We start from the raw sequence: 20354 nt of genomic DNA on the forward strand, positions 1-20354 counted from the left end.
AGCGGACAGCTCCGGCCGGGGCCGTCGTCGTTCCGTGCGCCGCCGCTCGAGCTGTCGTCGGGTGCCGGTCCGGGCCCGTGCGGCCGGGTGTCAGGTGGTGCGTGCCTCGTCGGGCGCGCGGTCGCCGGTGCGGTGGGCGGCGTCGCGGGCCCGCTCGGCCCACGCCCGCCAGGGGCCGCCGCCGCGAGCGGGCTCGGCCCACGTGGGCGTGCTGGACACCAGCCGGGTGCCCCCGGTGGTGAGCCAGCGGTACAGCACGCGGACCTCCTCGGGCGGGGCACCGCGCAGCGGCCCCGGCCCGGGCAGCACGGTCTGCGCGCCCGTCCGCAACGCCTCCACCACCGGCATGGGGCGCACCCCGCGCGGGGCGTTCCCGGCGGCGGCGAGCCGCCCGTACCGCAGGACGGCGAGCTCCCAGCCGCCGCGCCCGTCGGGCCGGGCACCGACGACCTCCTCCAGCGATGCGAGGCCGGCGAGCGATCCGTGCCGGTCGACGCCGCCGGCGAGCGCCGCCAGCCGGTCCCGGGCCCGGGCGGCGGCCTCGTAGCGGCCGTCGGCGGAGCGGGCGTCGACGGCCGCGGCGAGCGTCCGCAGCGGGGTGTCGTCGCTGCCGGCGACGAGGGCGTGCCAGGCGTCGACGGCGAGGGCGTAGTCCGCGGCGCTCTGCAGCCCGGCGCAGGGCGCGGCGCAGCGCCCCAGCTCGTGCAGCGCGCACGGCGTGCCGGACGGGTCGCGGCGCGGGATCCGGATCGTGCACCGGCGCAGCGGCACCGCGTCGAGTGCGGCGTCGAGCGCGTCGGTCGCGGCCCGCTGGGAGGGGAACGGGCCGAGCGCCCCGGGCCGCGGGGAGGCGACCACCGACAGCCGGGGGAACGCCTCCGCGGTCGGCGCCACCCACCAGCTGCGGTCCGGGTTGCGGGAGCGCCGGTTGTAGCGGGGCCGGTGCGCGGCGATCAGCCGCAGCTCGCGGACCGCGGCCTCGAGCGCGTGCGCGCAGACCACGGTGTCGACCCGCTCGGCCTGGGCGACCATGTCGCGGATCCGGCGCCGCCGCTCCCCGGCGGTGAAGTACGACCGGACCCGCCGGTACAGGTCGGCGCTGGTGCCGACGTAGAGCACCTCGTCGCGCGCGCCGCGGAACAGGTATACCCCGGGCGCGGACGGCACCCCGTTCGCCAGGTGCCGGCGCCGGCGCTGCGCGGTGGTCGGGCGGTCCGGCGACCGGTCCTTCACCAGCCCCAGGAGCTCCTCCAGGCTCTGCACGCCCAGGTTCCCGATCCGCTCCAGCAGGTGGTGCAGGACCTCGACGGTGGCCCGGGCGTCGGTCAGCGCGCGGTGGTCCGGCGTCGTCGCGCACCCGAAATGGGCGGCGAGCGCCCCGAGCCGGACGCTGGGGACCTCGGTGCGGGGCAGCACGGCCCGGGCCAGCCGGGCCGTGCACAGCACGGGGGGTGACGGCCACGGCCGCTCGTGCCGCTCGCAGGCGGCCCGCAGGAACCCGGTGTCGAACGGCGCGTTGTGCGCGACCAGCACCGCGCCGCGCAGCCGGTCGAGCACCGCGGGCAGCACGGCGCCGAGCGGTGGTGCCCCGGCCAGCATCGCGTTCGTGATCCCGGTGAGGCGGGTGACGTCGACGGGCACCCGCGTGCCCGGGTCGACCAGGGTCGCCAGCTCGCCGACCCGTTCCCCGCCGCGCACCGAGACGGCCCCCACCTCGGTGATCGCGTCGGTCCGGTGGCTGCCGCCGGTGGTCTCCAGGTCGAGGACGCAGAAGGTGACGTCGCGCAGGGGCGTGCCCAGCTCGTCGAAGGCGAGCTGCGGGGAGCGGGTGGCCACGGCCGCACGGTAGCCCCCGGGACCGACAGTATGTTCGAAGGCCGGTGGCGGCCCGCTCCGTGGCCGGTCCCGTGGCGTGGGCCGCGGCGTCCCGCGCGTGGCGGGGATAGCCTGGACCGATGGCGAGCGACGACGGAGCAGGAGCGGGGCCCGCGGGTTCCGGCGCCCCGTCGGGCCCGGTGCCGGATGCGGCGGCCGGCCGGTGCGCCGCAGCGGGAGACGCCGCACAGGTGGCCTGGTCGTCGCTGCCGTCGCCGTTGCGGACGCGGCTCGCGGAGATCGCGGGCACCGCGCTGAGCGGGATGCCGGCCGCCGACGTCCCCGGCCCGTTGCGCCGGTTCGCCAAGTTCACGCCCGCCAAACGGGCCCGCCTCGGCGGCCAGGCGCTGGTCACCCGGCTGGAGCAGGACCCGGCGTTCCGGGCGGCCGTCGTCGCGTGGTGGGCCGAGCACCGGCCGGGTGAGCTGGAGCTGCCCGACGCCGGCGCCGCCGGGGGGACGGCGACCGGTGCGGATCACGGGACTGCCGGATCCGGCGCGGACCGCGGGACCGCCGCGGAGCACGGGACCGCCAGCGACCACGGCACCGGTGCGGAAGGCGGGACCGGCGCCGACCACGGCACCGCCACCGACCACGGGACCGGTGCGGGAGCGGCGACCGGTGCGGAGAGCGCACCGGCCCCGGTCACCGCGGCGGCCGGGCGCGACGCACCGCTGCCCGCGCCGGTCGACCGGATCGATGCGGCCGCCGTCGCGTTGCTGACCGGCGACCCGCTGGCCCCCCGGTGGGTCGCCGAGGTCGAGCGGGCGGCCGACCTGTCCGCCCTGCGCGCCGAGCGGGACGAGGCCCTCGCGAAGGTCGACAAGGTGACCGCGGAGCTGGAGCGGGTGACCGCGGAGCTGGCCGAGGAACGCGAGCGGGCGCGGTCGCGCGTCGCGGACCGCGAGTCGGAGTACCAGCAGATGCGCCGCCGGGTCAGCGAGCAGGGCGCGAAGCTACGGGCCGCACTGGACGCCCGCGCCGAGCTGGAGGCCGAGGTGGACCGCCTCCGGGCCGGCGCCGACGAGCGGCTGGCGGCGGCGCGCGCGCAGTGCGAGTCCGAGCGGGAACGCGCCGACCAGGAACGGCGGCGGGCCGAGTCCGCCGCCCGGGAGGTCGCCGCGGCCCGGCAGGCCGCGCGCGAGGCCCGGCGCGCCGACGAGGTGCGCCTCGAGCTGCTGATCGACACGGTCGGGGGCGCGATCGCGGGGCTGCGCCGCGAGCTGGACATCGGTGCCGGCGGGCCGCGCCCGGCCGATCTCGTCGCGGGCGGTGCGGGGGAGGCCGCGGGTGCGCGGGCCGGCGTCCCGGTCGACGGGCTCGCCGCCCTGGACACGCTGCTCGCGGTGCCCTCCATGCATCTCATCGTCGACGGCTACAACGTCAGCAAGACCGGGTACCCCGACCTGCCGCTGGCCGACCAGCGCTCCCGGCTGGTGGGGCAGCTGGGCGCGCTCGGCGCCCGCACCGGGGTGGAGATCACCGTCGTCTTCGACGGTGCGGCGGTCACCGCCGCCCCGATGCGGGGGACCCGCGGGGTGCGCGTGCTGTTCAGCGAGGCCGGTGTCCTCGCCGACGACGTCCTGCGCGACCTCGTCGCCGCCGAGCCGGCCGGGCGGCCGCTGCTCGTCGCGACCTCGGACCAGGAGGTCGTCCGCTCGGTGCGGCGACGCGGGGCCCACACGGTGCCGTCCGCGATCCTGCTGCGCCGCCTCGGCGGCTGAACCCGGCCCCCGGTCACCCCGCGGCCCGCCGCCGGGGCGCGCCGGGTGGCACCTCCGGTACCGGCAGCAGCGGTGGGTCCGCACGCCGGGCCGGACGCGCGGCCGGCGCGACCAGGCGCAGCTGCGGGACGAGGCCCTGGTCGGCCAGGACCTGCAGCGCCCGCCGCTCGGCCTCGGCGAACTCGACCGGCCCGTGGCCCGCACCGCCGGCCGTGCCGGCCGGGCCGGGCGGGTCCACCGGGAGGTAGGGGATCGGGCGGTCGATCTCGGGCACCTCCATGAGCACGCCGATCACGCAGTCCCCACAGGCGGTCCCGCGGACCTCGCAGCGGTCGCAGTCGACGATCATCGTGCGCCTCCTCCGTCGAACCTCGTGCGATCACCGCGGACGGTAGGGCAGGGGTCCGACAGAAACGGGCGGCGCAGGTCCGCCCGGCGTCAGGAGACGTTGCGGTCCGCGCCGCCCCAGTGCGCCGCCCTCAGCTCCCGCTTGAGGATCTTGCCCGCACCGGACATCGGCAGCGCGTCGACGAACTCCACGCTGCGCGGGCACTTGTAGCCGGCGATCAGCTCGCGGCAGTGGCTGCGCAGCTCGTCGGGCGTGACCGACGCGTCCGGCGCGGTCACCACCACCGCGTGCACGCGCTCGCCCCACTGCTCGTCCGGGACCCCGATCACCGCGCAGGAGGCCACGGCCGGGTGGCGGGCCAGCGCGTTCTCGACCTCGGCCGAGTACACGTTCTCCCCGCCCGAGACGATCATGTCCTTGATCCGGTCGACGACGAACAGGTACCCCTCCTCGTCGAGGTAGCCCCCGTCGCCGGTGTGCATCCACCCACCGCGGAGCGCGGTCGCCGTCTCCTCGGGCCGGTCCCAGTAGCCCAGCATGACGTGCGGCCCGCGGGCGACGATCTCGCCGACGCTGCGCGGGGGGAGGGGCTCGTCGTACTCGTCGACGACCCGGACCGAGCCGTGCGGGGCGGCCCGGCCGGCGGCGCGCCGCAGCTCCGGACGCGCGTGGTCGGCCGGGGTGAGGATCGTGCACACCGGGGCCAGCTCGGTCATCCCGTAGAGCTGCGAGAACTCGGTGTCCGGCAGCCGTGCCGCCGCGCGTTCGAGGACCGCCTCGCTGATCGGGGAGGCACCGTAGAAGAGGCGCCGCAGGCTCGACAGGTCGTGCTGCGCCGCCTCGGGGGAGTCGACCAGCATCTGGATCATCGTGGGGACGAGCAGGATGTCGGTCACCTGGTGCTCGGCGATCGCGGCCGCCACGCCGGCCGGGGTGAACCCGGACACGATCACGTGGGTGCCGCCGAGGAGGTTGCGGGCCACCCAGGCCGCGCCGTCCGCGAGGTGGAACATCGGCGCGGCGTGCAGGAACCGGCCCCCGGGGACCAGGAAGTGCTCGGTGGCCGCGGTCCCGAGCGCGGAGCTGAGCAGGTTCGCGTGGCTGAGCATGACGCCCTTGGGGCGCCCGGTCGTGCCGCCGGTGTAGTAGATGGCGGCCAGGTCATCGCCGCCGCGACCGGCGTCCGGGACCGGGTCGTGCTCGGCGATCAGCGTCTCGTAGGACTGCAGGGCCCCGGGGGCGTCCCCGTCACCGCAGTAGATCACCGTCTCGACGACCGGGGCGTGGTCGAGCACGGCCGGGACGAGATCGACGAACGTGTCGTCGACGACCAGCACCCGGGTGCCCGAGTCGGTCAGGGAGAACGCGATCTCCTCGACGCTCCACCGGGTGTTCACCGGGACGCCGACCCCGCCCGCCCACGGGACCGCGAGCTGGAACTCGTGGTAGTCGTCGCGGTTCAGCGCGAGGATCGCGACCCGGTCGCCGGGCCGGACACCGAGCGACCGCAGGGCGCCGGCGAACCGGGCGACCCGGTCGCGGCACTGGGCCCAGGTGCGGGTCCGGTCACCGAAGACGGTCGCGGCGAGCTGCGGCGTCTGCTGGACCGCCCGCTCGAGGGACTGGGTGAGCTGCATCGAACCACCTTCTCCGTTGAAGTGGATGGAAGCTTATTGCCGTTCACTTACTGCGAGCAAGTGCTGGTCAGGAGTGCTTGTTCCTCCGTTGGGAAATCTGGCGGTTCACCGACCGCGGAGCGTGGCGTGGCCGAGGGTCGCGATCTCGGACGCGAGGCCGGGCCGGCGGTGCAGGGGCCGGACCCGGGCCAGGCCGTTGACGACGGCCAGTGCCGCGTGGACCAGGACCCGGCATTCGGTCGCGTCGAGGTCCGGCCGGACGATGCCGAGCAGCGCGACCCACTCGGCGACGTACTCGAGCTGGTGGGTCCGGAACACGGCCCGTCGTTCCTCGGGCAGGTGGATGAGCTCCGAGTGCAGGACGCCGACGAGCCGGGGATCGGTGTGGGCGAACGCGGTGTAGTCCTCGACCAGGGCGCGCAGCGCCGAGGCCTCGTCGTCGGCCCGGGCGAGGACGTGGTGCAGGCCGAGCCAGAGACGTTCCTCCCCGCGCCGCAGGGCGGCGTCGAGCAGGTCGACCTTGGTCGGGAAGTGGTTGTACACGCTCGGCCCGGCGATCCCGGTGGCGGCGCCGATGTCGGTGAGCCCCACCGAGGGGTAGCCCCGCTCGGCGAACAGGCGCAGCGCCGCGGCCAGGAGCGCCTCGCGCCGGGAGGCCGGGGCGAGCCCGCGCCCGGCACGGCGCGGAACGGGTGCCGGCCGCGGCGGGTCCGGCAGCGACACGGCGAGGCAGGCGTGCGCGGCCTCGCCGAGCAGCCGCCGGAACCGCTCCTGGTCGAGGGCCACCCGGTGGTGGGACGGGCTGTTGGTCACCGACAGGGCCGCCCAGGCGCGGAGGTTCGCGGCGTCCGGGGCGGGCACCGCCGCCTCGACGGCCTCGGCGAGCCTGCGCAGCCGCCGCCAGATCGCGATCCGCTCGGCCGGCAGCAGGTGCCCCGCCTCCCGCTCCCAGAGCAGCCCGAACCCGCGGCGTTCCAGGCCGACCCGGGCCAGGCCGTCCACCACGTCGGCGCCGGTCAGGCCGACCGTCCGCTCGGCTGCGGTCAGGTCCTCGTCGAGCGCGGCCAGGAGCAGGTCGTGCTTGCTCCGGAAGTGCCGGTAGAGGGCGCTGGCCCCGATGTCGACGGCCGCCGCGAGCTCGGCCATGCCCACCTGGTGGTAGCCACGGGACCAGAACTGGTCCCGGGCCGCGGTGAGGATCTGCTGCTTGCGGTCGCGCGGCCTGCGGCGCGGGGCCGCGGTCCGCGGCGGGGTGTCGGTGCTCATCAGCTCCCCACTGCTGTCACGGCGTCCGGGACAGCGTATCGACGGGCCGGAACCGGGGATCCCGGCGCTCGAGGAACGCCGACACCCCTTCCGGGCAGTCCGGCCCCGCCGCCAGCTCGACGAGCGTGCGGCTCTCCGCGGCGGAGGCGGCCTCCGGGGTGTCCGGTGCGGCGGCGAGCAGGCCGCGGGTGGCGGCCACGGCCGCCGGCGAGCACCGCAGCGCCACCTCGCGGGCCCAGGCACGGGCCTCCTCGAGCACCCGGTCCGCCGGAAGCAGCCGGGACACGAGACCGGCGGCGAGGGCCTCGTCGGCGTCGATCCGCCGGCCGGACAGCAACCAGTCCGCGGCCCGGCCGGGACCGACCAGCCGGGGCAGGTGGTAGGTCGATGCGCCCTCCGGGCACACGCCGAGCCGGGTGAACGGGAACGAGAACCGGGCTCCGGCGGCGGCGTATCGGACATCGGCCGCGAGGGAGATCGTGGCCCCGCCCCCGGCGGCGTCCCCGTTGACCGCCGCGATCACCGGGACCCGGAGCCGGCGGATCGCCGTCACGATCCGGGCTGCGGGCTCGCGGTAGCCGGGCCGGTCGGCGCCGTCGTCCTCGAGCAGCCGGCGCAGTGATTCCGGGCCGTCGAGCAGGTCGGCGCCGGCGCAGAACGTGCGGCCTGCCCCGGTCAGGACCATGGCGCGGACCCGGCGGTCGGCACCGACGTCGTCGAGGGCACCCACGATCGCCTCGGCGAAGGCGGCGGTCAGCGCGTTGCGCGGGGGCCGGTCCAGCATGACAGTCGCGACGCCCGCGTCGACCTCGACGCGGGCCGTACCGGGCTCAGCCAGTGAACCCACCACCGCAGACCAGCACCTGCCCGGAGACGTAGTCGCTCTCCGGCTGGCAGAACAGGTAGACCGCACCGGCGGCCTCGGCCGGTGTCCCGGCCCGGCCGAGCGGGATGCCGTGCTCGAGCCGGGCGAGCAGGTCCGGGTTCACGCCGACCTTGATCTGGCGGCCGTCGACGTCGATGTGCGCGTCGCCGCCGGCGGCGGCCTCCGTGAGCCGGGTCCGGATCAAGCCGAACGCGACGCAGTTGACGGTGACGTCGTAGCGGCCCCACTCCTTGGCCAGCGTCCTGGTCATGCCGGTGACCCCGGCCTTGGCCGAGCTGTAGTTGATCTGGCCCGCGTTGCCGGCCGTCCCGGCGACCGACGAGATGTTGACGACCTTGCGGGTGATGCGCGGGCCACCGGCCGCCCGCTCGGCCCTGACCGCAGCGGAGATCACCGGCTGGGCGGCGCGGAGGATCCGGAACGGCGCCTTGAGGTGGACGTCGAGGATGTCGTCCCACTGCTGGTCGGTCATCTTCTGCACGACGGTGTCCCAGGTGTAGCCGGCGTTGTTCACGATGATGTGCAGGCCGCCGTAGGTGTCGGTGGCGGTGTCGACGAACCGCTGCGCGAAGCCGGGGTCGGTGACGCTCCCGGCGCACGCGGTGGCCCGCCCGCCCGCGGCCGTGATCTCGTCCACCGTCTGCGCGGCCACGTCGGCGTCCAGGTCGTTGACCACGACGGCCGCACCGGCCCCGGCGAGCTTGCGTGCGATCTCGCGGCCGATGCCACGCCCGGAGCCGGTGACGAGGGCGACGCGGTCGGTGAGGGGCGCGGTCATGGGGTCTCCGTTCCGGGGGTGTCGAGGGCGACGACGGCGTCGCCGGTGAGCGTGGTGGTGCCGTCGGCGAGGGTGACGGTGAGGGCGAGCGTGGCGCGCCGCTCGCCGTCGACGGCGTCGACGGCGGTGACCCGGCCGTGGCAGGTCGGCCGGGCGTGCACCGGGGTGATCGCCGCGAACCGCACACCGAAGGAGCGGACCGCGCGCTGGTCGACCCATCCGGTGAGCAGCCGCCCGAGGTAGGCCATCGACAGCATGCCGTGGGCGAACACGTCGTCCAGCCCGGCCGAGCGGGCCACGTCGAGGTCGAGATGGATCGGGTTGAGGTCCCCGGAGGCAGGGCCGAACAGGGCCAGCGTGGTCCGGGTGATCGGGGGCAGCTCCAGCGGCGGGAGCTCGGTGCCCACCTCCACCCGGCCGGGCACGGCGGTCACGATCCGACCTCCCGCACCACGATCGTCTCCTCGAGGTCGGCCACCGCCGACCCGTCCACCCGGGTCACGACCGTCTGCCGGACGAGGAACCGCAACGTGCCGCCCTTCTTCTCGTAGGTGTCGACGATCTGCGGGGTGAGCCGCAGGGAGTCCCCGGCGTGGGCCACCGAGTGGTAGGTGAACCGCTGCGAGCCGTGCAGCACACCGCGCAGGTCGACGCCGAGCGCGGTGAGCCAGGTGAAGTCGTCGCCACCGCGGCCGAGCCCGGCGCCGAACAGGAACGTCGGCGGTACCGGCAGGTCCGGATGACCGGCCGCGCGCGCCGCGTCGACGTCGACGTAGACGGGGTCGGTCTCGCCGATGGCGTGGGAGAACGCCCGCAGCCGGCCGCGTTCGACGTCGACCTCGACCGTCGGCTGGACGGTCCCGACGACCGAGTCGTCGATCCGCGCGCTCATGCCGCCACCCGCTCGTAGAGCGTGACCACGCAGGCCCCGCCGAGGCCGAGATTGTGCTGCAGGGCCAGGCGCGCGCCGTCCACCTGCCGCGGGCCGGCGGTCCCGCGCAGCTGCCAGACCAGCTCGGCGCACTGGGCGAGCCCGGTGGCGCCGAGCGGATGCCCCTTGGACAGCAGCCCGCCGGACGGGTTGGTCACGACCCGGCCGCCGTAGGTGTTGTCCCCGTCCCGCACGAACTTCTCCGCGGATCCCTCCGGCGTCAGGCCGAGGCCCTCGTAGGTGATCAGCTCGTTGGTCGCGAAGCAGTCGTGCAGCTCCACGACCGGCACGTCCTCCGGGGACACCCCGGCGGCCTCGTAGACCTGGGTCGCCGCGGCGGCGGTGAGGTCGTACCCGACGATGCGGCGCATGTCGCCGGCCTCGAACGTGCTCGGGGTGTCCGTGGTCATCGACTGGGCGCGGACCACGACCGAGGCGTCGATGCCGTGCCGGCGGGCGAACTCGGCGCTGCACACCACGGCGGCCGCCGCACCGCAGGTGGGCGGGCAGCACATCAGGCGGGTCAGCGGGCCGTAGACGGCCGGCGAGGCGAGCACCTCGTCCTCGGACACCGGGGTGCGGAAGACCGCGTACGGGTTGTTCGCCGCGTGCCGGCGCGCCTTGACCGAGATCTTGGCGAACGTGGCCTGCTCGGTGCCGTAGCGCTCCATGTGTTCGCGGCCGGCGCCGCCGAAGTACTGCGCGGCGAACGGGGCCTTCTCGTCGCGTTCCTGCAGGGGCCGGGCGGCCTCGTCGAAGCTCGCGAACGGTGACCGGCGATCGGTGTAGGCCATCGACAGGGCACCGTCGACCATCTGCTCGAAGCCCAGCGCGAGCGCGCACTCCACCGCGCCGGAGGCGACGGCCTGCCGGGCGAGGAACAGCGCCGACGAGCCCGTCGAGCAGTTGTTGTTGACGTTGACGACCGGGACGCCGGTCAGCCCGACCGGGTACAGCGCAGCCTGTCCCGACGTCGAGTCCCCGTAGACGTAGCCGACGTACGCCTGCTGGACGAGGTCGTAGTCCACCCCGGCGTCCTGCAGGGCCGCGCGGGCGGCCTGCGCTCCCATCGTCTCGTAGCCCTGCGTCTCGCGCGGCTTGGTGAACGGCACCATCCCGACCCCCGCGATGTGCGCACTTCGACTCATGAACGTTCCTCCCGGTCAGGAGCAGGGCTTGCCAGATAGGGTGACGACGTCTTGATTGAGCTAATCACAGTTCACATAAGGCCGGCAAGGGTCGGAGTCGGCCCGGGACGGGTGCCGTCGCAGGGGGCGACCCGGGCCGGGATACCGTCCGGCCGTGGCGCGCACGCTGCTCGTGACCAACGACTTCCCGCCGCGCCCCGGCGGGATCCAGAGCTATCTGCACGACCTCGCCCGCGGCCTGCCGCCCGGCGACCTCGCGGTCTACGCGCCCGCCTGGCGCGGGGACCGGGAGTTCGACGCCGCCCAGCCCTTCCCGGTGCACCGGCACCGCACGTCGCTGATGCTGCCGGTCGGGGAGGTCGCCCGGCGGGCCGCGTGCCTGGCGCGCGAGCACGGCGCCGGCACCGTCTGGTTCGGCGCCACCGCGCCGCTCGGCCTGCTCGGGCCGGGCCTGCGGCGCCGGGCCGGGATCGCCCGCGTCGTCGCGTCCACCCACGGCCACGAGGTGGGCTGGTCGATGCTGCCCGGCGCCCGGCAGGTGCTGCGCCGGATCGGGGCCGACGCGGACGTCGTCACCACCGTGTCGCGCTGGACCCGGGACCGGCTCGGCGCGGCGTTCGGCCCGGACGCCGCCCTGGAGCCGCTACCACCGCCGGTGGACACGGCCCGCTTCGCCCCGGACCCGGCCGCGCGGGCGGCGATCCGGTCCCGGTACGCACTCGGCTCGGCCCCGGTCGTGTCCTGCGTGTCCCGGCTGGTGCCACGCAAGGGGCAGGACGTGCTGGTCGCGGCGCTGCCCCGGATCCGGGAGCGGGTGCCGGGCACCCGGCTCCTGCTGGTCGGCGGCGGCCCCTACCGGGACCGGCTGCGGCGCCTGGCCGCCCGGTGCGGGGTGGCCGACGCCGTCGTCGTCACCGGGGGAGTGCCGGCCGCCGACCTCGCGGCGCACCACGCCGCGGGGGACGTCTTCGCGCTGCCCTGCCGCACCCATCTCGGCGGCCTGGACGTCGAGGGGCTGGGCATCGCGCTGCTGGAGGCCGCGGCGGCCGGGCTGCCGGTCGTCGCCGGGGACTCCGGCGGGGCCCCGGAGACCGTCGAGGAGGGCGTCACCGGGCACGTCGTCCCGGGCCGGGACGTCGCGGCCGTCGCCGACCGGATCGCGTCCCTGCTGGCCGACCCGGACCGGGCCGCGGCGATGGGCCGGGCCGGCCGAGAACGGGTGCGCCACATCTGGGGCGGCCCCGCCTCCGTGACCCGCCTGCGCACGTTCCTCGCCCCACCGGGAACCCACTCATGGAGCTTCAGTCCCGTGCCACAGGACTAAAGCTCCATGAGTGGCAATGAGGGGGGAGGGGCGGGCGCGAGCGCAGGGCCAGGGGCGGTCAGGTCCGGTGGGCGGGCGTGCCGGAGTAGAGCGCCTCGATCTCCTCGGCGTAGGACTCCAGGACGACCTTGCGCTTGACCTTCATCGTCGGCGTCAGCTCCCCGCCGGCCTCGGAGAAGTCGACGGGCAGGATCCGGAACTTGCGGATCTGCTCGGCCCGCGACACGGCCTGGTTGGCCTCCTCGACCGCGGCCGCGACCTCACCACGCAGCTCCGGGTCGTCGACCAGGTCGGACGCCGAGCCGCCCGCCCCCGCCGGCTTGCCGTGGCGCTCGCGCCAGCCGGGCAGGGCCTCCGGGTCGATCGTGACCAGCGCCGAGATGAACGGCTTCTGGTCGCCCAGCACGATGCACTGCCCGACCAGCGGGTGCGCCCGCAGCCGGTCCTCCAGCACCGCGGGCGCGACGTTCTTCCCGCCCGCGGTGACGATGATCTCCTTCTTGCGGCCGGTGATCGTGAGGAAGCCGGCGTCGTCGATCTCGCCGATGTCGCCGGAGTGGAACCAGCCGTCCGGCTCGAGGGCCTCCCGGGAGGCCTCCTCGTTGTGCCAGTACCCCCGGAAGACGATGTCGCCGCGGAGCAGGATCTCGCCGTCGGGCCCGATCCGGACCGCGCAGCCCGGCACCGGGCGGCCGACCGAGCCGATCCGCTGGGCGTCGAGCGTGTTCAGCGTGATGCCGGCCGAGGTCTCGGTGAGGCCGTAGCCCTCCAGCACCGGCAGCCCGACACCGCGGAAGAAGTGGCCGAGCCGGGCACCCAGCGGCGCCGACCCCGACACCGCGGCCCGGACGTTCCCGCCGACCGCCTCGCGCAGCTTGTTGTAGACGAGCTTGTCGAACAGCGCGTGCTTGGCCTTGAGCACCAGGCCGGGGCCGCCCTGGTCGAGCGCCTCGGAGTAGGCGATCGCGGTGTCCGCCGCCGCGTCGAAGATCTTGCCCTTGCCCGCGTCGTGCGCCTTGAGCCGGGCGCCGTTGTAGACCTTCTCGAACACCCGCGGCACCGCGAGCAGGAACGTCGGCCGGAACTCGGCCAGGTCGGGCAGCAGGTTCTTCACGTCCGGGGTGTGCCCGACCGTGGTCCGGGTGATCAGCGCGCCGCACTGGATGACCTTGCCGAACACGTGCGCGAGCGGCAGGAACAGCAGCACCGACCCGCCGGAGGCGAGCAGGTCCGGGATCGTCGCGGCGATCGTCCGGCACTCGGTGAGCAGGTTGCGGTGGGTGAGCTCGCAGCCCTTGGGCCGTCCGGTGGTGCCCGAGGTGTAGATCAGCGTGCAGAGGTCGTCGGCGCGGACCGCACCCCGGCGCTCGTGCACGACGTCGTCCGCGGTGTCCGAGCCGAGACCGGTCAGCTGCTCGACGGCCGACGGGGCGTCCGGGGCGGACGCGGCCGGCTCGATCTGCCAGATGTTGCGCAGCTGGGGCAGGTCGGCGCGCACCTTGTCGACCGACGCCGCGTGGTCGGCGGTCTCGACGACGATCCCGGCCGCGCCGGAGTCGGACACGATCCAGGCGATCTGGTCCGGCGACGAGGTCTCGTAGATCGGGACGGTGACGGCGCCCGCCGCGAGGATCGCGTAGTCGAACAGCGTCCACTCGTAGCGGGTGCGGGACAGCAGCGCGATCCGGTCCCCGGTCTGCACGCCGGCCGCGATCAGGCCCGCGGCCACCCGCGTCACCTGCCCGGCGAACTCGCGGGCCGTCACGTCGCTCCATCCGCCGGAACCCTTGCGGCGGTAGAGGACGTCCGCGGGGTGCTCGGCGGCGTGGGAGAAGACGGCGTCGGAGAGCGACTCCTCGGCTCCCACCGACACGTTCGCGGGGATGCTGTACTCACGCACGGGATCGACCTCCTGGCGGCCTCGACAGGGCTGGAACTCGTCGGAGCGACGAGCGCACCGACCTGCTGGGCCGTGAACTTACCGGCTGGTAGCGAGTCCGTACATCGCTCGGAGATGACAGACCGGTTGCAGCGCGACCGTACCCCCGCGGGCGGGCCGCCACCGGGCTGGCACGCTGGTCGGGTGACCGGCCCGCCGACCGCACCGACCGTGGACGTGATCGACGAGACGTTCCTGGCCGTGCCCCGGGAGCGGGTGGCGGCCGAGTTCGCCGATCCGGCGCGCTGGCCGGTCTACTGGCCGGACCTGCGCCCGGAGGTCGCGCACGACCGCGGCCCCGCGGGGCTGCGCTGGACGGTCACCGGCGCGCTCACCGGGACGATGGAGGTGTGGTGCGAGGAGGTGCTCGACGGCACCGTCCTGCACTTCTTCCTGCGTGCCGAACCCACGGAACCGGTGCCGGGGCTGCGCCGCCGCCGGGCCGGACGGGCCGAGAGCGACCGGCGGCACCGGGCGTTCAAGGCACACGCCTTCACGTTGAAGCGCCGCCTGGAGGGCGGGCGCCCGGCCGGTGTCGCGCCGTCGGTCCGGGAGCGCTGAGTGCGGCTGCACGTCGTCTCCGACGTCCACGGCAACGCCCGCGCGCTGGCCCGCGCCGCGGCCGGCGCCGACGGGCTGGTCGTGCTCGGGGACCTGCTCGAGTTCGTCGACTACCGCGACCCGGACAACGGGATCATCTCGCGGCTGCTCGGCGCCGGCGTCGCCGCCGAGTTCGGCCGGATGCGCCGGGTCGGGGCGCCCCGCGCCCAGATGCTCGGCCTGCTGGAACGGTCCTGGGCCCGGTTCGCCGACCCGGCCGCCGCCGTCGAGGAGGCCGTCCGGGAGGAGTACGCCACCCTGTTCGGCGTGCTCGGGGCGCTCGACGTCCCGGTGTGGGCGATCCCCGGCAACGTCGACGTGCCCGCCGCCTGGCCGGACACCGACGGTGTCACCGCCGCCGACGGCCGGGTGATCGAGATCGCCGGGCACCGGGTCGGGTTCCTCGGCGGCGTCCCGCTCCCGGCCGGGATCGACCCGCGCCGGCCCGGGCCGTGGCAGCCGCACTTCCTGACCCACGAGGACTGGACCGCCCGGCTCGCCGCGCTCGGGCCCGCCGACGTGCTGTGCACGCACGTGCCGCCGGCGGTCCCGGAGCTCGTCTACGACGTCGTCACGCGCCGCGGGGAGCTCGCCAGCGCACCGCTGACCGCGCGGATCCGGTCCGAGCAGCCCTCGCACGCGCTGTTCGGGCACGTCCACCAGCCGCTGCACCGCCGGGCCAGGGCCGGCCGGACCGAGTGCGTGAACGTGGGGCACTTCCGCGCGCTGGAGACGCCCTACGTGCTCCACCTGTCCGGTGGCCGATAACCTCCCCGCCATGGCCGACGCGACCACCTCCTCGATCCACATCGACGCCCCGCCGGAACAGGTGATGGCGGTCGTCGCGGACTTCGCGTCGTACCCGGAGTGGACCGACCAGATCACCGCGGTCGAGATCCTCGACCCGGGGACGGGCGACCGGGCCAGGCAGGTCCGGTTCTCGATGGACGCCGGCGCGATCAAGGACTCCTACACCCTCGACTACGACTGGGCCGGCGACGACCGCTCGGTCACGTGGACCCTGGTCAAGGGCGGTATCCAGAAGGCCCAGGACGGCGCGTACCGGCTGGAGCCGGACGGCACCGGCACCCGGGTCACCTACGAGCTCTCGGTCGAGGTGAACTTCCCGATGATCGGGATGCTCCGCCGCAAGGCCGAGAAGGTGATCATCGACGCCGCGCTGAAGGGACTGAAGCGACGCGTCGAGAAGGGGTGAGAGCCCGGCAGGGCACCGCCGGTCGTTAGGCTCCCGCCCGTGCGCGTCGTGCTGTTCACCGGCAAGGGCGGGGTCGGCAAGACGACCCTCGCCGCCGCCACCGCCGCACTGCTCGCCGGGTCCGGCCGGTCGGCGCTCGTGGTGTCCACCGACCCCGCGCACTCGCTCGGCGACGCCCTCGGCACCGAGCTCGGCGCCGAACCCACCGAGGTCGCCGACCGCCTGTGGGGCGCGCACATCGAGGCCCGGCACCTGCTCGACGGCGCCTGGGGCGAGCTGCAGGGCCACCTGCGCACCATGCTGGCCGGTGCCGGCGTCGACGAGCTGGTCGCCGACGAGCTCACCGTGCTGCCCGGCGTCGAGGACCTCCTCGCGCTCGTCGAGGTGCAGCGCTTCGCCGACTCCGGGGCCTACGACGTCGTCGTCGTCGACTGCGGCCCCACCGCCGAGACGCTGCGGCTGCTGACCCTGCCCGAGGCGCTGTCCGGCTACGTCGAGCGGCTGTTCCCCGCGCACCGCCGGGCGGTCCGCGGGCTCGTCGCGAACCTGGCCGGCGCGAAGAACGACAACGGCGGCTGGGACCGCACGGTCGCCGCGCTCGGCGCGTTCGCCGAGCAGCTCGCCGGGCTGCGCGCACTGCTCGCCGACCGGACCCGCACCTCGATCCGGCTCGTCCTCACCCCGGAGCGGGTGGTCGCCGCGGAGACCCGGCGCACGCTGACCGCGCTCGCCCTGCACGAGCTGCGGGTCGACGCGCTGCTGGCCAACCGGGTGATGCCCGGCCCGCCGCCGTCGCTGCGCGGCCCCGCGGCCCGCTGGCTGCGCGAGCGCGCCGCCGAGCAACGGGCGGTGCTCGCCGAGCTGGACCAGATCGGCGCGGACGTCCCGGTCACCACGGTGCGCTACACCGCTGCCGAGCCGACCGGCGTCGAGGCGCTGCGGGAGCTGGCCCGCTCGATCTACCACGACACCGACCCGGCCGGGTCGCCGGACGACGCGCCGGTGCGCCCGCTGATGGAGATGCGCCGCACCGCGGGGCACGGGGTCTCCCGGGACACCGAGTTCGAGCTGGACGTCGCCCTGCCCGGCGCCGAGGACGCCCCGCTGGACCTGGCCCGGATCGGCGACGACATGGTCGTCGGGATCGGGTTCTCCCGGCGGGTCGTCGCGCTGCCGTCGGTGCTGCGCCGCTGCGAGGCCACCGGTGCTCGGCTGGAGGGCGCCGGCTCCGACGCCCGCCTCGTGATCACGTTCGTGCCCGACCCGGGCACCTGGATGACCTCGTGACGGCCCGGAACTGCGGTGCCCACGCGGGGCTCTCCGACGAGCTGCGCGCCACCGCCCGCCTGCTCGCCGAGCGCCTGCGGGCCGCGGTCGAGCCGCTCGCCGCGGACGACCGCGAGCCCGCCCCGGGCAGCGCGGGGGCGTGCACCGCGTGCCCGGTGTGCGCGCTGATCGGGCTGCTGCGCGGTGAGCGTTCCGAGCTGGCGGCCGCGCTCGCGGAGCACGCCACCGGCCTGCTCGCCGCGCTGGTGGCGGTGCTGGAGGACCCGCCGCCGCGCCCCGGGGAGCCGGGGGCCACCGCACCGCCCGGGACCGGCGCACCGCCGGGGACCGACACGCCGCCCGGGGCCACCGCGCCGCGCGGTGCTGCCGGGTCACGCGAGTCCGCCGGGTCGCGCGAGACCACCGGGTCGCCCGGGGCCGCTGCGCCCTACGGGAGCGCCGCGCCGCGCGGGACCGGAGCGCCGCGCGGGACCGGGGGGCCGCACGGGTCCCCGGTGCGCCGGCCGCGCGGCCGCACCGTGCAGCGGATCGTGGTGCACCGGACGTGAGCCCCCGCACCGGCGACGGGCTCACGATCGGGGTCGACGTCGGCGGGACCAGCGTCCGCGCGGGGGTGGTCGACGCCGACGGCGAGATCCTCGACACCGCGACCGCGCCCACCCCCCGCACCGACGACGCCCTCGAGGCGGCGATCACCGGTGCCGTCGACGAGCTCCGCGGGCGGTACCCGGTCCGCGCGGCCGGGCTCGCTCTGGCCGGCTTCGTCGACGCCCCGCGCGGGCTGGTCCGGTACGCGCCGCACCTGTCCTGGCGGGACGCGCCGGTCGCCGACCGGATCTCGGAGCGCCTCGGCGGGCTGCCGGTCGTCGTCGAGCACGACGCCAACTCCGCGGCGCTCGCCGAGCGCCGCTACGGGGCCGCGGCCGGGGCGTCCACCGTCGTCGTGATCGCGCTCGGCACCGGCATCGGCGGCGCCCTGCTGCTCGGCGGGGACCTGTTCCGCGGCGCGCACGGCGTCGCCCCGGAGCTGGGGCACCTGCGCGTGGTCCCGGACGGCCGGGCCTGCCCGTGCGGCAAGCGCGGCTGCTGGGAGCGCTACTGCAGCGGCACCGCGCTCGCCACCACCGCCCTGGAGATGATCTCGTCGGCGGACGCGCCCGGTCCGTCGGTGCTGGCCCGCGAGGCGGCCGCCGACCCGGGGCGGATCACCGGCAAGCGGGTGGCCGCCGCCGCCCGGGAGGGCGACCCGGTGGGCCGGGCCGCCCTCGACGACCTGGCCCGCTGGCTGGGGGAGGGGTTGTCGCTGGTCGCCGACGTCTTCGACCCGGACTTGGTGGTCCTGGCCGGCGGGGTGTCGACGTCCGCGCCGCTGTTCCTCGACGCCGCGCGCGAGCACTACACGCGGGTCGGGACCGGCGCGGCGCACCGCCCGCTGGCCCGGATCCGCACCGCCCAGCTGGGTGCGGCGGCCGCGGTGGTGGGGGCGGCCACGCTCGCCCGGGACGCCGCCGTTCAGATCCGCGAGCCGTCGTCGTAGGGGTCGGGGCCGGGGTCGCCGGGGTCGGCGGTCCACAGCCGCAGCACCAGCCAGGTCAGCCCGGCCGAGATCAGCACCAGCCCGAGCGGCAGCGGCCAGGTGCCGCCGGCGCCGAGCAGGCCCGGCGCGACGCACAGCAGCAGCCCCAGCAGGATCAGCCCGCCGCCCACGACCGCGGGCGGGCCCGGCCGGGGCAGCGGCGGCGGCTCGGGCGGGTGGTAGTGCTCGTCGTCGGCGTCGAGCCCGGCCGTCGGGCCCGGCCGGTGCACCGCACCCGCCCCGGGGTGCTCGTGGTGCTCGGGCGGCTCGGCGGTGTCGGTGCGGTCGGACGGCCAGTCGGGCACCGAGCCCTCGCGACGCCAGCTCGCGACGATCGACTCGAAGTCGTCGTCCGGCCGGTCGTCCCGGCGGCGTGCAGGGTCCATTCGGAGTCCTTCCCGGCTCGTCCGCCGGCCCATCCTGTCACGACGCGGCGCCGGATCCATCCCCTCCCTGCGCGCGCGGGCGACGAGGTGATCATGGCCCCGTTGTGAGGATCCGGGGACGCTCCGTAGGCTGGCGCCGGAAGTCGGTAGGGAGGCAGCGCAGGGTGCTGTACTGGTGGTCCAAGTTCGTGCTGCTCGGCCCGTTGATGCGGCTCTTCTGCCGACCCGAGGTGACGGGCGGGGAGCGCGTCCCCGAGCGGGGTGGCGCGATCCTCGCCAGCAACCACCTCGCGGTCGCCGACTCGTTCTTCCTCCCGCTGATGCTGCCGCGCCGGGTCACCTTCCTCGCCAAGCGCGAGTACTTCACCGAGCCCGGGGTCCGCGGCTGGCTCAAGAAGCAGTTCTTCACCGGCGTCGGGCAGGTGCCGGTGGACCGCTCCGGCGGCTCCGCGGCCCGCGCGGCGATGGACACCGCGGTGCGGCTGCTCGGGGAGGGCAAGCTGCTCGGCATCTACCCGGAGGGCACCCGCTCACCCGACGGGCGGCTGTACAAGGGCAAGACCGGCGTCGCCCGGATGGCCCTCGAGGCGGGCGTCCCGGTGATCCCGGTCGCGATGGTCGGGACCGACAAGGTCAACCCGATCGGCTCCCGGATGTGGCGCCCGCGGAAGGTCAAGATCATCATCGGTGAGCCGATCGACTTCAGCCGCTACGAGGGCATGGCGGGGGACCGGTTCATCGAGCGGTCGATGACCGATGAGATCATGTACAACCTGATGGAGCTCTCCGGCCAGACCTACGTCGACCTCTACGCCGCCTCGGTCAAGGAACGGGCCGCGTCCGGCGCGCCGCCGCCCGCACCGGCCCGGCCCGCCCTGCACCGGCCCGACCCGCACGTGCCCGACTCGCGGGCCAGCTGATGCGGTTCTTCTACGACTGCGAGTTCATCGAGGACGGGACCACGATCGACCTGGTGTCCATCGGGATGGTCGGCGAGGACGGACGCGAGTTCTACGCCGTGTCCACCGAGTTCGACCCGAACCGGGCCGGCCGCTGGGTGCGGGACAACGTGCTGCCCAAGCTGCCGCCGCCGTCGGACCCGGCGTGGAGGTCCCGGTCCCGGATCCGGGAGGAGCTGCTGGCGTTCTGCACGTCGGCGCCCGGCGAGGTCGAGCTGTGGGCCTGGATCGCCGCCTACGACCACGTCGCGCTCTGCCAGCTGTGGGGCGCCATGCCGGCGCTGCCACGGGCGATGCCCCGGTTCACCCGGGAGCTGCGCCAGCGCTGGGAGGACGCCGGGCGGCCCACCCTGCCCCCGCCGCCGCGGGACGCGCACGACGCGCTGGCCGACGCCCGGCACAACCTGCGCCGGTGGGAGGTCATCGCCGAGACGCTCGCCACGGGGGCCGGGGCCCGCTGAGGAGGCCGCAGC

General features: G+C 75.8%; 21 protein-coding genes. 10 read left to right on the plus strand and 11 right to left on the minus strand.

Annotation, left to right across the window (positions count from 1 at the left end; all coding sequences use genetic code 11):
* Positions 1-90 precede the first annotated feature (90 nt).
* On the minus strand, positions 91-1836 hold the full coding sequence (locus H7X46_RS09435; protein ID WP_186359045.1) for a DEDD exonuclease domain-containing protein: 1746 nt from the start codon (positions 1834-1836) through the stop codon (positions 91-93).
* Positions 1837-1955: 119 nt separating this feature from the next.
* Here H7X46_RS09435 and H7X46_RS09440 point away from each other — a divergent pair, with 119 nt between their 5' ends.
* Complete coding sequence (locus H7X46_RS09440; RefSeq protein ID WP_255426105.1) at positions 1956-3599, plus strand: NYN domain-containing protein; 1644 nt, start codon at positions 1956-1958, stop codon at positions 3597-3599.
* A gap of 13 nt (positions 3600-3612) precedes the next feature.
* On the opposite strand, the gene H7X46_RS09445 is transcribed toward H7X46_RS09440, so the two are convergent.
* The 8 genes from H7X46_RS09445 to H7X46_RS09480 all read right to left on the minus strand — a co-directional run bounded on the left by H7X46_RS09445 (position 3613) and on the right by H7X46_RS09480 (position 10594).
* A complete protein-coding gene (locus H7X46_RS09445) occupies positions 3613-3948 on the minus strand; it encodes a hypothetical protein (RefSeq protein WP_255426106.1) in 336 nt (111 codons plus the stop codon).
* Between the two features lie 89 nt (positions 3949-4037).
* Positions 4038-5585, minus strand: a complete 1548-nt coding sequence (locus H7X46_RS09450) for a long-chain fatty acid--CoA ligase (RefSeq protein WP_186359046.1) — start codon at positions 5583-5585, stop codon at positions 4038-4040.
* A 105-nt stretch (positions 5586-5690) separates the two neighbouring features.
* Complete coding sequence (locus H7X46_RS09455; protein ID WP_186359047.1) at positions 5691-6851, minus strand: TetR/AcrR family transcriptional regulator; 1161 nt, start codon at positions 6849-6851, stop codon at positions 5691-5693.
* Between the two features lie 16 nt (positions 6852-6867).
* Positions 6868-7698, minus strand: a complete 831-nt coding sequence (locus tag H7X46_RS09460; protein WP_222131254.1) for an enoyl-CoA hydratase-related protein — start codon at positions 7696-7698, stop codon at positions 6868-6870.
* The gene (locus tag H7X46_RS09465; RefSeq protein WP_186359048.1) at positions 7682-8515 is read right to left on the minus strand and encodes an SDR family NAD(P)-dependent oxidoreductase; all 834 of its coding nucleotides are present in this window, start codon (positions 8513-8515) and stop codon (positions 7682-7684) included. The genes H7X46_RS09460 and H7X46_RS09465 overlap by 17 nt, the downstream gene beginning before the upstream one ends.
* Positions 8512-8949, minus strand: a complete 438-nt coding sequence (locus H7X46_RS09470) for a MaoC/PaaZ C-terminal domain-containing protein (protein WP_186359049.1) — start codon at positions 8947-8949, stop codon at positions 8512-8514. Before H7X46_RS09470 ends, H7X46_RS09465 begins: the two co-directional genes overlap by 4 nt.
* Positions 8946-9407 carry a MaoC family dehydratase N-terminal domain-containing protein gene (locus tag H7X46_RS09475; RefSeq protein ID WP_186359050.1) on the minus strand — a complete coding sequence of 154 codons (462 nt, stop codon included), beginning with the start codon at positions 9405-9407 and terminating at the stop codon, positions 8946-8948. The genes H7X46_RS09470 and H7X46_RS09475 overlap by 4 nt, the downstream gene beginning before the upstream one ends.
* Positions 9404-10594, minus strand: a complete 1191-nt coding sequence (locus H7X46_RS09480; protein WP_186359051.1) for a lipid-transfer protein — start codon at positions 10592-10594, stop codon at positions 9404-9406. Before H7X46_RS09480 ends, H7X46_RS09475 begins: the two co-directional genes overlap by 4 nt.
* Before the next feature lie 154 nt (positions 10595-10748).
* Here H7X46_RS09480 and H7X46_RS09485 point away from each other — a divergent pair, with 154 nt between their 5' ends.
* Entirely contained in the window at positions 10749-11918 is a 1170-nt protein-coding gene (locus H7X46_RS09485) for a glycosyltransferase family 4 protein (protein WP_186359052.1), read from the plus strand.
* 58 nt (positions 11919-11976) lie between these two features.
* Here H7X46_RS09485 and H7X46_RS09490 read toward each other — a convergent pair whose 3' ends face one another.
* Complete coding sequence (locus tag H7X46_RS09490; protein WP_186359053.1) at positions 11977-13818, minus strand: AMP-dependent synthetase/ligase; 1842 nt, start codon at positions 13816-13818, stop codon at positions 11977-11979.
* 183 nt (positions 13819-14001) lie between these two features.
* On the opposite strand from H7X46_RS09490, the gene H7X46_RS09495 reads away from it, so the two are divergent.
* The 6 genes from H7X46_RS09495 to H7X46_RS09520 are packed head-to-tail and all read left to right on the plus strand — an operon-like array spanning position 14002 to position 18497.
* Positions 14002-14418 (plus strand): polyketide cyclase / dehydrase and lipid transport, encoded by a 417-nt coding sequence (locus tag H7X46_RS09495; protein ID WP_186359054.1) that lies wholly within the window; start codon positions 14002-14004, stop codon positions 14416-14418.
* The gene (locus tag H7X46_RS09500) at positions 14419-15225 is read left to right on the plus strand and encodes a metallophosphoesterase (protein ID WP_186359055.1); all 807 of its coding nucleotides are present in this window, start codon (positions 14419-14421) and stop codon (positions 15223-15225) included.
* 10 nt (positions 15226-15235) lie between these two features.
* Positions 15236-15673 carry an SRPBCC family protein gene (locus H7X46_RS09505; protein WP_186359056.1) on the plus strand — a complete coding sequence of 146 codons (438 nt, stop codon included), beginning with the start codon at positions 15236-15238 and terminating at the stop codon, positions 15671-15673.
* Positions 15674-15712: 39 nt separating this feature from the next.
* On the plus strand, positions 15713-16960 hold the full coding sequence (locus H7X46_RS09510) for an ArsA family ATPase (protein WP_186359057.1): 1248 nt from the start codon (positions 15713-15715) through the stop codon (positions 16958-16960).
* Positions 16957-17508 carry a hypothetical protein gene (locus H7X46_RS30370; protein ID WP_186359058.1) on the plus strand — a complete coding sequence of 184 codons (552 nt, stop codon included), beginning with the start codon at positions 16957-16959 and terminating at the stop codon, positions 17506-17508. Before H7X46_RS09510 ends, H7X46_RS30370 begins: the two co-directional genes overlap by 4 nt.
* A complete protein-coding gene (locus H7X46_RS09520) occupies positions 17505-18497 on the plus strand; it encodes an ROK family glucokinase (protein ID WP_186359059.1) in 993 nt (330 codons plus the stop codon). The genes H7X46_RS30370 and H7X46_RS09520 overlap by 4 nt, the downstream gene beginning before the upstream one ends.
* Here the strand turns inward: H7X46_RS09520 and H7X46_RS09525 are convergent.
* Positions 18473-18922 (minus strand): hypothetical protein, encoded by a 450-nt coding sequence (locus H7X46_RS09525; protein WP_186359060.1) that lies wholly within the window; start codon positions 18920-18922, stop codon positions 18473-18475. The genes H7X46_RS09520 and H7X46_RS09525 overlap by 25 nt on opposite strands.
* 164 nt (positions 18923-19086) lie before the next feature.
* On the opposite strand from H7X46_RS09525, the gene H7X46_RS09530 reads away from it, so the two are divergent.
* Both H7X46_RS09530 and H7X46_RS09535 read left to right on the plus strand, forming a co-directional pair.
* Positions 19087-19842 carry a lysophospholipid acyltransferase family protein gene (locus tag H7X46_RS09530; RefSeq protein WP_186359061.1) on the plus strand — a complete coding sequence of 252 codons (756 nt, stop codon included), beginning with the start codon at positions 19087-19089 and terminating at the stop codon, positions 19840-19842.
* Positions 19842-20342 carry a polyadenylate-specific 3'-exoribonuclease AS gene (locus H7X46_RS09535; protein WP_186359062.1) on the plus strand — a complete coding sequence of 167 codons (501 nt, stop codon included), beginning with the start codon at positions 19842-19844 and terminating at the stop codon, positions 20340-20342. The genes H7X46_RS09530 and H7X46_RS09535 overlap by 1 nt, the downstream gene beginning before the upstream one ends.
* The last annotated feature ends 12 nt before the right edge of the window (positions 20343-20354 follow it).

This window comes from Pseudonocardia sp. C8 (genome assembly GCF_014267175.1).
Lineage (GTDB): Bacteria > Actinomycetota > Actinomycetes > Mycobacteriales > Pseudonocardiaceae > Pseudonocardia.